The sequence below is a fragment of the Allopusillimonas soli genome (assembly GCF_004153445.1).
Lineage (GTDB): Bacteria > Pseudomonadota > Gammaproteobacteria > Burkholderiales > Burkholderiaceae_B > Allopusillimonas > Allopusillimonas soli.
In genome coordinates this window covers 567772-578468 of record NZ_SDQC01000003.1, presented here as the reverse complement: position 1 = coordinate 578468, position 10697 = coordinate 567772, and the positions used below count along the sequence as shown (strand labels likewise).

At 64.2% G+C, this 10697-nt stretch carries 8 protein-coding genes; 2 read left to right on the top strand and 6 right to left on the bottom strand.

Going from position 1 to position 10697, the window contains the following annotated elements:
• Positions 1–25 precede the first annotated feature (25 nt).
• The 5 genes from ERD78_RS12600 to ERD78_RS12580 all read right to left on the bottom strand — a co-directional run bounded on the left by ERD78_RS12600 (position 26) and on the right by ERD78_RS12580 (position 7437).
• Complete coding sequence (locus ERD78_RS12600; RefSeq protein WP_129969629.1) at positions 26–2002, bottom strand: 3-hydroxyacyl-CoA dehydrogenase NAD-binding domain-containing protein; 1977 nt, start codon at positions 2000–2002, stop codon at positions 26–28.
• Between the two features lie 4 nt (positions 2003–2006).
• Positions 2007–3296, bottom strand: a complete 1290-nt coding sequence (locus tag ERD78_RS12595; RefSeq protein ID WP_129969628.1) for an acetyl-CoA C-acetyltransferase — start codon at positions 3294–3296, stop codon at positions 2007–2009.
• Between the two features lie 15 nt (positions 3297–3311).
• Complete coding sequence (locus ERD78_RS12590; RefSeq protein ID WP_129969627.1) at positions 3312–5660, bottom strand: acyl-CoA dehydrogenase; 2349 nt, start codon at positions 5658–5660, stop codon at positions 3312–3314.
• 24 nt (positions 5661–5684) lie between these two features.
• Positions 5685–6416 carry a TetR/AcrR family transcriptional regulator gene (locus ERD78_RS12585; RefSeq protein WP_129969626.1) on the bottom strand — a complete coding sequence of 244 codons (732 nt, stop codon included), beginning with the start codon at positions 6414–6416 and terminating at the stop codon, positions 5685–5687.
• Between the two features lie 130 nt (positions 6417–6546).
• Positions 6547–7437 (bottom strand): LysR family transcriptional regulator, encoded by an 891-nt coding sequence (locus tag ERD78_RS12580; RefSeq protein WP_129969625.1) that lies wholly within the window; start codon positions 7435–7437, stop codon positions 6547–6549.
• Between the two features lie 128 nt (positions 7438–7565).
• Between ERD78_RS12580 and ERD78_RS12575 the strand changes: the two genes are divergently transcribed.
• Together ERD78_RS12575 and ERD78_RS12570 are read left to right on the top strand one after the other, a co-directional pair.
• Positions 7566–8180 carry a nitroreductase family protein gene (locus tag ERD78_RS12575; RefSeq protein ID WP_129969624.1) on the top strand — a complete coding sequence of 205 codons (615 nt, stop codon included), beginning with the start codon at positions 7566–7568 and terminating at the stop codon, positions 8178–8180.
• A complete protein-coding gene (locus tag ERD78_RS12570) occupies positions 8177–9079 on the top strand; it encodes a DMT family transporter (RefSeq protein WP_129969623.1) in 903 nt (300 codons plus the stop codon). The genes ERD78_RS12575 and ERD78_RS12570 overlap by 4 nt, the downstream gene beginning before the upstream one ends.
• Here the strand turns inward: ERD78_RS12570 and ERD78_RS12565 are convergent.
• The gene (locus ERD78_RS12565; RefSeq protein WP_129969622.1) at positions 9054–10481 is read right to left on the bottom strand and encodes an NAD-dependent succinate-semialdehyde dehydrogenase; all 1428 of its coding nucleotides are present in this window, start codon (positions 10479–10481) and stop codon (positions 9054–9056) included. The two genes, ERD78_RS12570 and ERD78_RS12565, sit on opposite strands and share 26 nt — an antisense overlap.
• Positions 10482–10697: the final 216 nt, after the last annotated feature.

Genomic DNA, 10697 nt, shown 5'->3' with positions numbered 1-10697 from the left:
GCTGTTCATTGATAAAGTTATTGATTCAAGACGCCATGCCTTGCTGGCCGGTATCGTTGCCGCCCTGAGAAGTCGATGCGGCATAGTGCAGCGGGCCGCCGGTAAACGGGGCAAAGCCCGTGCCGAAGATAACACCGGCATCGGCCAGGTCCGCATCGGCGACGACGCCCTTTTCCAGTTGCTCCCGGGTCTTGTCGACAAGCGGCGTCACCAGCCGCTGTGCCAGTCCTGCGGCGCTCGTGCCCGGATCGCCCTTGACGGGCTTGCCGTTTTTCCAGGCATAGAAGCCCTGGCCAGTCTTGCGGCCAAGTTCTCCCCGGCTTAGATGGGACTCCAGGCAGGCGGGCATCCGCGCCCCGCTGGACAGTGCCGCGCCGGCATCGCGGGCGATATCCAGGCCCACCGTGTCCACAAGCTCGATGGGCCCCATGGGCATACCGAATTTCTCCATGGCGGCATCCAGGGCTTCGGGCTTGATGCCTTCGTCCACGCAGCGCATCGCTTCGAGCATATAGGGCGCCAGCACGGCATTGACCAGGAAACCCGGCGTGCTTTGCACGGGCAGGGGGAGCTTGCCGATGAAGCCGGCGAAGGCATAGGCGGCCGACCGGATTTCCGGTGCGATGCCGTCGGCCTCCACAATCTCGACCAGCGGCATGCTGGCGACCGGATTGAAGAAATGCAGACCGATGAAACGCTGCGGCGCGCGCATGCCCTCGCGCAGCGTCTCCAGGGAGAGACTGGATGTGTTGGTGGCCAGGATCGCGTCGCTCTTCATGCGTTCCTCCAACTGAGCATACAGTGCCCGCTTGGCGTCAGGGTTCTCGGTGATGGCTTCGATGACCACGTCGGCGTGGCGCACGCCGTCACCCGTCAGATCGGGGATCAGCCGGTCGAAGGCCGCACGCGCCTGGCGCTTGTCCTTCAGCTTGCGGCCAAAGAGTGCGCCCGCGCGCCCCTGCGCGGCGGCAATGCGTTCGCGGTCCTGATCCTGGAGCGTGACGGTACAACCCTTGAGTGCGCACCAGGCTGCGATATCGCCACCCATGACACCCGCGCCCACGACATGCACATGCCGGAAGGCGCTGGCGCCCTTGTCCTGCTTTCCGAACGCCTTGAGTCGCTCCTGCAGGCGGAAGACGCGCAACAGGTTGCGCGCCGTGTCCGAGCCGATGATACGGTCTATCAGGTCTGGCGCCTTGAGCGCATTGCCGTCGTGGCGAGCCCAGATCTCGAGAATGGCGCGCGGCGCGGGGTAATGATGCCCTGGGTCGCGGCGGTCGACTTTCTTCTGCGCCTGGCGCGCGACAAACGGGCGCAACAAGGGTTGGTTCATCAATGCGGGAAGGCCACCCGCGCGGCGCGGCTTGTCGCCGCCGAGTACCTTCATCGCGGCGGCGCGGCGGCACAGCCTGGGCGGGACGCGGGCGTCGACCAGCCCCAGTGCTGCCGCCTTGCGTGCGTTCTGGGCCCTGCCCGTCAGCATCATGTCCAGCGCGGCCGGCGCACCGATAAGACGCGGCAGCCGCAGCATGCCGCCCCAGCCGGGAAAAATGCCCAGCATGACCTCGGGCAGCGACAGCGCCGTGCCGGGCTGATCGACCGCCAGGCGGTAGCGGCAGGCCAGTGCCAGTTCCAGGCCGCCGCCCATGCAATGCCCGTCTATCAGGGCCAGGGTGGGATAGCGCACGCGGGCCAGGCGGCCAAAAGTGTTCCAGCCCCGTTCCACCAGTTCAATCGCCTTGTCGCGGCTGTCGAGCTGCGAGAACTCGTCGATATCGGCGCCGGCGATGAAACCGGCCTTTTTGCCGGACTGTATGATCAGTGCGGACGGCGGCGTTTGCTCAAAATAGTCCAGCACAAGATTCAACTCGCGCAGGGCCTGTGCGGACAGGCGGTTCACGGGGATGCCCGGGCAGTCGAACGTCAGCCAGGCGATGCCCTGCTCGTCGGTTTCGCACAGGAAATTACCCAGGCCGAGTGATGAAAAGTGTGTTTGCATAGCCTCAGGCCTCCTCGCAGGTTTCTACCAGCATGGCGCCGCCCTGGCCGCCACCGATGCAAATGGCAGCCATGCCGCGCTTGAGATCGCGCTGGCGCAGGGCCTGCAGCAGATGCAGTACGATGCGCGCACCGGACGCGCCCACCGGGTGCCCCAGTGCGATAGCACCCCCGTCCACGTTCAGCTTGGCCTGATCCAGCGCGCCCATGGCCGTCCTGCCCAGATGCTCGCGGCACCATGCATCATCCTCCCAGGCAGCCAGGCAGCCGAGCACCTGCGCCGCGAACGCCTCATTGATCTCCCAAAGATCCAGATCGTTCAGGCCGAGCTGGTGCCGTTCGAGAATGGGCGTACTGGCGAATACCGGACCCAGTCCCATGACAGCGGGATCAAGCGCACCCCATTGGGCGTCGAGGATGCGGCCTATGGGCTTGAGCCCCCGCTCCTGCACGGTTCGGGCCGATGCGAGCACCAGCAGCGCGCCCCCGTCTGTAACCTGCGAGCTATTGCCGGCGGTGATATTGCCCCACGGCTTGTCGAAGACGGGTCGAAGCTTTGCCAGCTTCTCGGGAGAGGAATCAGCGCGCACACCGTCGTCTTCGGCATACAGAGTGCCCTTTCCGTCGACAAGCGGCACGATCTCGCCGAATGCGCCCGTCGCGCGTCCCGCCAGCGCCCGTTCGTGGCTGCGCGCGGAATAAGCGTCCATGTCGGAGCGGCTGATGCCGAACTGATGCGCGAGGTTTTCCGCCGTCTGGCCCATGGACAACCCCGCAATGGGGTCGGTCAACCCCTTGAGCAGGCCAATGACGGGCGCAAACTGCTTCAGCCGCAGTTTCCGAAGTGCAGCCAGCTTCTGGCCCACGCCGCGCGCGCTGTTCCATCCGGCGAGCCAGCGTACCATCTCGTCGCTGAACAAGACCGGTGCATGCGACAGCGCGTCCACGCCGCCAGCCAGAACAAGATCCGAGCGGCCAGTCTGGATGGACATGATGGCCGAATCGAGCGCTTGCATTCCGGAGGCGCAATTGCGCATGACCGTCCAGCCTGGAACATGGTTGCCGCAGCCAAGCCGCAGGGCAATGACGCGTCCGATATTGGTTTCGTCGGGAGACGGAGCGGCGCAGCCTATGATGACTTCGCTCAGGTCCTCCGGATTGAACCGTTGACGCATCAGCAGGGCGCGTCCGGCCTGCACGGCAAGATCGGAGGCCGGGAATGGTCCTGGGGCATTTCGGGCTTTCAGAAATGGGGTGCGGGCCCCATCGATGACATAGACTGGTTCAAATGGCATGTTCCATCCTTTGTATCAGGCGGCCTGGCGATCTAGGCTGTCCGTCTCGCTTTTGCGGCGCGACATGTCGCGGGGGAAGTCATCGACGGCAATGACGCGGTCGCGTAGCGCATTGCGCGCCTGGAGACGGGCAAGCTCCGCGTCGGTGATGGCCCCGGCCGCATGGGCGGCGGTGGCGATATCACGCACGTTGGCGTCAGGGTTGCCGTCCAGCCTGCCGCTTTTTTCCACCTGCCGCACCTTGGCGTCAAGGTCTTCGGCTCCGATGGCCGCTTGCAGGGCCGCCTCGATGACTGCGACTGGCTGCCCTGGATCGGCGGGGATGTAGCAATTTGCGGTAAGCCGGTCCCGCGTCTCGCTGGGTGCGATGAGTAGTTGGGCGACCTGCTGGTCAAGTTTGTCGGAGACGGGCAGCCTGGGCCGGCCGGCCGGGAAAAGCAGTACGCGCAGCGCCACGGCCAGCCCGCGATGGGGCAGATTGGCCAGCACGCCGTCAAAAGCCAGTTGTATGGTGCCCAGGGCGTCACGCAAGGCCCAGTGTGCGAGCGGCGCGTCGGCGGCTTGTCTGCCTTCGTCCTCGAAGCGTTTCAGCGTGGCGCTGGCCAGGTACAGGTGGGACAGAATATCGCCCAGCCGGGCCGAGAGGCGCTCGCGCATTTTCAGCGAACCGCCCAGGGACAGCATGGCGGCATCGGCCAGAACGGAAAATGCGCAGGCATAGCGACCCAGGTGCCGGTAGTACACCTGCATGTCGGGTGCCGCTTGGGACGGGGCGGATACCAGGCGTCCACCCGTCAGGCCGTGGCCCAATGCCCTTAGCGTGTTGCCCATCGTATAGCGGACATGGCCCCAGAAGGCGCGATCGAAGTTGCGCAGGCCGCGCTGGCTGTCGGCATCCTGGGCAGCATGCATTTCTTCAAGAACAAAGGGGTGGCAGCGTATGGCGCCTTGGCCAAAAATAATGAGGCTGCGCGTGAGGATATTCGCGCCTTCCACCGTAATGCCTACCGGCAGCTGTTGATAGGCGCGGCCCAGGAAATTGCTGGGCCCCAGGCAGATGCCCTTGCCGCCGATAATGTCCATGCCGTCGTTGACCACTTTGCGGCCGCGCTCGGTGAGATGGTACTTGACGATGGCCGACACGACTGAAGGCTTCTGTCCCTGGTCTACCGCCATGGCGGTCATGGTGCGTGCGGCATTCATCAGATATGCGTGGCCGCCCATGCGCGCCAGAGCCTCCTCCACGCCCTCGAAGCGGCCGATGGGTGTGCGGAACTGGCTGCGCACGCGGCTGTATGCGCCGACGGTGCGGATTGTCATTTGCGCCATGCCGGTATAGGAAGAGGGCAGCGAAATGGAGCGGCCGGCGGCGAGGCACTCCATGAGCATGCGCCAGCCCTGTCCAGCCATGGCGGCGCCCCCGATGATGAAGTCGAGCGGCATGAATACGTCGCGGCCCCGCGTCGGACCATTCATGAACATGGCGTCCAGCGGAAGGTGCCGCCGCCCGATCTCCACGCCCGGATGAGTGCGCGGCACGAGCGCGCAGGTGATGCCGACGTCGCGCTCTGGGCCCAGCAGGCCATCCGGGTCGTACAGCCGGAAGGCCAGCCCGAGCAGCGTACACACGGGCGCCAGGGTGATGTAGCGCTTGTCCCACGTGACGCGCATGCCCAACACATCGCGCCCCTCCCACTTGCCTTTGCAGACCACGCCGTAATCCGGTATGGCGGCGGCATCGGAGCCCGCCCAGGGGCTGGTCAGCGCGAATGCGGGGATATCCTCGCCTCGCGCCAGGCGGGGCAGATAGTGATTCTTCTGGGCTTCGGTGCCATAGTGCAGCAATAGCTCCGCCGGCCCCAGGGAGTTGGGCACCATGACGGTCACCGACAAGGCCGAATTGCGGGTGGACAGCCGAGTGACCACCTCGGAGTGAGCCAGTGCGGAAAAACCTCGGCCGCCGTACTCCTTCGGGATGATGAGGCTCAGGAACCGGTTGTCGCGGATGTACCGCCATACTTCGGGCGGCAGATCGTAGTCGGAATGCGTGATGCGCCAGTCGTCGATCATGGCGCATACAGTCTGCACTTCGTTGTCCAGAAATGCCTGTTCTTCCGCTGTCAATGTGGGCTTGGGCAGCGCCAGCAGGCGCGACCAGTCGGGCTTGCCTCGAAACAATTCCCCTTCCCACCACACCGTGCCGGCTTCGAGTGCATCGCGTTCTGTGTCGGACATTTGCGGCAGCATGCGCCGGTAGACACGATACAGGGGGCGGCTGAGCAAGGCGATGCGCAGGAGAGGAAGGCAGACCACGGCGGCGGCCAGCAGGGCGAGGGCGAGGAGAGCAAGAAGTAAAGAATGCATGAGGGAACCTTGTTGGAGGGTTGCCTAGACAGCGTGACCGCCATGTGGCGGCGCACAGGGTTCTACTGCGCGCCTGCCCGGCAGGGGCGCGCGCAGTCCGCCGAGCAGGAAGCTCATGAGACGGTCGAGAAGCGCCTGGACCGGATCGGCCTCCACGCCCAATGGGTCTTCATCGCACATGCCGAGCGCGGCGCGCAGCACTTCGGACCCTGTGATGGCATAGGAAGTGGCGCCCAGCATGAAATGGAAGCGCCAGATGATTTCATTGCCAGGAACGCCGGGCAGGGCCTGAAGCAGGGCGGCCTTGAAGCGGGCCAGCACTTCGGAGTGCTCATCGACAATAGCGGCGCGGATAAAGCCGCCGTTGTCGGACATGCTGCGTTCAAGCAACGGCACGAACGCCCTGCTTCCCGGCGGAACACGGCAGGCATGGCGCACCAACGGCCCAAAAAAGGCTTCGACAATTTGGGAGGGCTTGAGCGCCTGTCCTTGCGCATGCGCCTCCAGCGCGTCGAGCAATGCCAGCCGTTCGGTGTTGAGGGCGGCGACGCGGCGCTGGAAAACCGCCTGCACCAGACCGTCCTTGGAGCCGAAATGGTAGTTCACTGCCGAGAGGTTGACGCCGGCCGCGCCGGTGATCTGGCGCATGGATGTGTTGTCATGGCCGTATTCGGCGAACAGCGCCTCGGCGGCATCCATGATGATGTCTCGGGTGGCGCGGGCAGGCTTGTGAGGGTTGGGGCTGATAGCGTCCATGGCTAAGAATGGGTCAAACGTTTGTTTGAATCGTACGCCGCATGACCGTTGATAGGTATGGGGGTTTTACCTAATGCGCGTTATGGCGGGTTCGAGGCGCGCCGACCGCGGGCGCCTGGTGTGGTCGGCGTCAGGCCCGCCGGAAGGCGTCGGCAAGAAAGTCCAGAAAGACCTGTATCTTTGGTGCGAGGTGCTGGCGGGACGGGTACACCGCGTAGAGTGTGGTATCCACGGTCTGCCAGTCTTCCAGCGCCGTCAGCAGCCGCCCAGCCGCCAGATCGTCTTCGACATAGGGGCGGGGTATCAGGCTGATGCCAAATCCTTCCCGCAAGGCGTCGCGAACAGCCAGGCTCGACGTCACGGAGTATCGGGGAGTGATGGCGATGTGTTCGATGCGTCCGCCCTGGCTGAATCGCCAGGAGTCCGCGTGGCCCGAAAGGCTGAACCGGACACAGTTGTGCGTCTTCAGGTCGGATGGTGTGGTCGGCGTGCCGTGCGCATCGAAGTACGAAGGCGCAGCGCAAACGATATGCGGCATCACGGCCAGTTTCCTTGCGACAAGGCTGGAGTCCTCCAGATTGTCGCTGGCGCGGATGGCCATGTCGAAGCCCTCGCGCACGATATCGACCCGGCGGTCGTCAAGATTGAGATCGAGCTTCAGATCCGGATAGCTGGCCAGGAAGCCGGGCAGCGCAGTCGAAAGACGAGTCAGGGTGACGGTCATGGGGGCGCTCACCCGCAGGGTGCCGGCCGGGCCGCCGCGAATGGCGCACAAGGCCCGCTCCCCTTCGGAAAGCGCATCCAGCGCCTGCACTACATGCCTCAGGTAAAGCGTGCCTTCCTCGGTCAGGGCCATGCGGCGGGTGCTGCGACTGATGAGTCGCGTGCCAAGGCGGGCCTCCAGTTCGGCGATATTCTTGCTGATTGCGGCGGGAGACAGGCCAAGCAGCCGTCCAGCCTGGGCGAAGCTGTTCAGCTCCGCCACATGGCGAAAAATCTGCAAGGCGGTGTAGCGACTCATTGATTATTTCTATTAAGTAAATAGTAATGTGAATAACTGGCATATTATCATCTGTTAGTAAATTTTCTACACTTTCATCCGAATGCCCCATCACTCCATCACTCATATTCAATTCGGAACTGGAAGCAATGACCAATCCCGCCATTACCCTGATCGAGCAGCGTTTCTCGGCCAACTGGTTCGACGCCGCGCACGAACTGGCAGACCGCGACATCGAGGCGCTGGTGCGGCTCGCCACCTGCGCGCCAAGCGCCTACAACCTTCAAAACTGGCGGTTCATCGCCGTGCGTGCACAGGAATCAAAAGCCCGGCTGCGGGCGCTGGCCTATGATCAGGCAAAGGTGTCCGACGCCGCTGTCACTTTCATTATTTGTGGACAGTTGCCCGATCATCGGGCGCTCGAGGAGCGCCTGCATCCCTTCGTCGAGGCGGGCCACATGCCCGAGCGCATGGTCGCGGGCTGGCAGGAGGATGCGCGCGTGCGCTATGCGGATCCCAGGATGGCGCGCGACGAGGCCATCAGGTCGGCAACGCTTGGCGCCGCCACGCTCATGTATGCGGCGCAGGCAATGGGGCTTGCTTCAGGCCCCATGATAGGCTTCGATGCCCAGGCCGTGGCGCGCGAGTTCGCGCTGAGCCATGACGAAGTGCCCGCCATGCTGGTGCCCGTGGGGCGTGCCGCGCCCCGAAACTGGCCTCGCAAGCCCCGCCGGCCGCTCTCCGAGGTGCTGCTGATCTCATGAACACCAAGGCTTCCGATCTAATGCTCACGGCGGTCGCGCCAGCCGTATGGGGGAGCACCTATATAGTCACCACCGAGTTCTTGCCGGAATTCTCCCCCATGACAGTCGCGCTGCTGCGCGCCTTGCCTGCGGGCCTGTTGCTGCTTGCGGTGGTGAGGCGCCTGCCGCGCGGCATATGGTGGCTGCGGGCCTTCGTGCTTGGCGCACTCAATATCTCTATCTTTCTGACACTGTTGTTCGTGTCCGCCTATCGCCTGCCTGGCGGCGTCGCGGCAACCGTGGCGTCGGTGCAGCCGCTTATCGTGGTCTTTCTGGCCTCGGCTTTGCTTGGGGCGCCGGTTCGCCTGCTGTCGGTCGTCGCCGCGCTCGTCGGCATGGGCGGGGTGGCGTTGTTGGTGCTGGCACCGGACGCCGCGCTTGACCCGGTCGGCATCGCGGCCGGCTTGGCCGGCGCGGCTTGCATGGCCCTGGGCAACGTCCTGAGCCGAAAGTGGCAGCCGCCCGTATCCATGCTGGCCTACACCGCGTGGCAGCTGACCGCGGGCGGGCTTCTGCTGATTCCCGTGGTGGCGGTGTTCGAACCCGCGTTGCCCGTGCCGACCACAGCGAACTTGATTGGCCTTGGATGGCTGGGGCTCGTCGGCGCGGCGCTGACCTATGCGCTCTGGTTCCGGGGGCTTGCGCGGCTGGAGTCTTCCGTGGTGTCTTCGCTACTGTTTCTGAGCCCGTTGACCGCGGTGCTGCTGGGATGGGTATTTCTGAATCAGGCGCTGAACACGCCGCAGATAGCAGGGGTGCTTCTTGTAATAGGGAGCATATGGCTGAGCCGGCGCGCCACCGGTCGGGGCGGCGCGCCGGCTCGCGGGCCGCGCGTCAGACGTGCGTCACGAACTTGGTGACGAGATAGCCGTCGAAGGTTTCCGTGCCGCCTTCACTGCCGATGCCGCTGTCCTTGACCCCGCCAAAGGGTGTTTCGGGCAGGGCGCTGCCAAAGTGATTGATATTGACCATGCCTGACTCGATGTTGTTGGCCGCCTTGGTGGCCGTCTGCAGTGAGGTGGTGAACACATAGGAAGACAGGCCGAAGGGCAATGAATTGGCCTTGCGTATCACGTCGTCGGTGTCGGTGAAGCGGGTGATGGGCGCAATCGGGCCGAACGGCTCCTCCGTCATGAGCATGGAATCGTCGGGCAGATCCGTGATAATGGTGGGCGAGAAGAAATGCCCAAGCCTGTCGATGGTCGTGCCGCCCAGAACCACCTTGCCACCCAGCGACACCGCGTTCTCGACGAACTTGGTCATCGTGGGGACGCGGCGCTCATGCGCCAGCGGGCCCATCTGGGTGTCGGGATCAAGTCCGTCGCCGACCTTGACGGTTTTCATGGCCGCCACGAAACCTTCGAGGAACTCGTCATAGACTTTCTCGTGGACATAGAAGCGGGTGGGGGAAACGCAGACCTGTCCCGCGTTGCGCACCTTGAACCGGGCCAGCTGCTTGGCGGCGCGGGCGATATCGGCATCGTCGAAGACCAGCACCGGTGAGTGGCCGCCGAGCTCCATGGTCACGCGCTTCATGTGCGCGCCGGCCAGCGAAGCCAATTGCTTGCCCACAGGCACGGAGCCGGTAAAGGACACCTTGCGCACGATGGGCGAACGAATGAGGTAGTCGGACACCTCGTGCGGGACGCCCCATACGATATTGAGCACGCCGGGGGGCAGACCCGCCTCGTGGAACATGCGGGCAATGGCCATGACGGCGCTGGGCGCGTCCTCCGGCCCCTTGAGGATGATGGTGCAGCCGGCGCCGATGGCTGCGCAGATCTTGCGGATGGCCTGGTTGTACGGGAAGTTCCAGGGCGTGAAAGCAGCGCAAACGCCAATGGGTTCGCGCAACACCATCTGGCGCACCTCGGGGCTGCGCGGCGGGATGACGCGGCCATAGATGCGTCGGCACTCTTCAGCGTGCCAGTCGCAGTGATCCGCGCAGGAGGTGATCTCGCCCACGGCCTCGGCAAGCGGCTTGCCCTGGTCAAGTGTGAGATTGCGGCCTATCTCCTGGGCCTGCTCGCGCGACATCTGCCCGACCCGGCGCAGGATTTCGGAGCGCTGCATGGGCGAGCTGTGGCGCCAGGTCTCGAATGCACGGGCGGCGGCGGCCAGCGCACGATCGAGGTCGGCGGTTGTGGCGTGCGGAAGGTGGCCGAGCACCTCCAGGTTGGCCGGATTGGTGACTTCCTGCGTCTTGCGGCCGTCGCCCGCAAGGAATTCGCCGTCTATATACAATGCCAGTGTTTCGTACATGCTGCTTCCTTTGCTCCTGTTCCCGTGGGGATATCCGGGTGGTAAGTGGGTAAACTGTATTTATATCCAAAACGCGACACATATACATCCGGATGTGCCGGCTTCTTGCAAGAAAACAAAAAATAGAATACCATAGAGGACTTGCTGGCAAAAACCTGCTCAAACGCGGCGTTAACGCAGGCTTTCGGGGGGCGCGGCCTTCTGCAAAGATTGTGT